Origin of the sequence: Micromonospora sp. LOL_014 (genome assembly GCF_048060245.1) — a bacterium.
Classification (GTDB): domain Bacteria; phylum Actinomycetota; class Actinomycetes; order Mycobacteriales; family Micromonosporaceae; genus Micromonospora_E.
Genome location: NZ_JBHMIP010000103.1, coordinates 1 through 790 on the forward strand (window position 1 = coordinate 1; position 790 = coordinate 790).

Below are 790 nucleotides of genomic sequence, written 5' to 3' on the forward strand. Positions count from 1 at the left end.
CATGCGTGGCGCGCGGGCTTTGACGATCTCGGTGAGTTTCGCCCGGCCGGCCCTGCGCAGCCCGGTGGGTACGCCGCACCGTGAGAGTGCCTCGAGTACGGCGGGTGCTGCAGTTTCGGGCCGAGGACGCGTTCCGGGGGTGGGTGGATCTGGGTGAGCAGGCCCCGGATGCGGTTGCCCACGCGGGTGACCTCGCCGGCGAGGTCGTCGTCGTAGCCGACCATCACCTCCAGTTCGGCGAGGGTCTCGTCGCCGGTGTCGACCCGGCGCAGGGTGTGGGGCAGGGTGCGGGCGGCGTCGGCGATGACGTAGGCGTCGCGGGCGTCGGTCTTCGCGGTGCCGGGGTGCAGGTCGGCCAGCCGGCGCATGACCAGACCGGGCAGGTAGGCCACCTGGTGGCCGTAGGCGCGGGCGACCGCGACGGGCAGCGCGCCGATCGACGCGGGCTGGTCGACCACGGCCAGGATCCGGCCGTGTCGGGCGAGTTTGTCGAACAGTTTCCGTAGCCCGGCTTCGGTGTTGGGCAGTGTCGCGTCGTGCAGCCTCTTGCCGTGGCGGTTCAACGCGACCGCGTGGTGTCCTTCCTTGCCGGCGTCGAGTCCGATGAAGACGCCGAACCCGTCGTGCACAGTCTGCCCTCCTCACCGCGATGGCCTGGCTCGGCCGCTGGTCACGGCGCCACACTGCCGGCATCCACGTTACGAGGAGACCTGCCACCGGACGGGGGTGGCCGGGTCCCTATCAGCGGTCCGCCGACGCCACCCGGCCCGGCGACAACACCCCCCGGATC

The 790-nt window shown here is 72.0% G+C and carries 1 pseudogene; it reads right to left on the minus strand.

Annotation, left to right across the window (positions count from 1 at the left end):
• Nucleotides 1–629 (minus strand): annotated as a pseudogene (locus ACFHW1_RS28810) (IS110 family transposase); the annotation flags it as partial.
• Between the last annotated feature and the right edge of the window lie 161 nt (nt 630–790).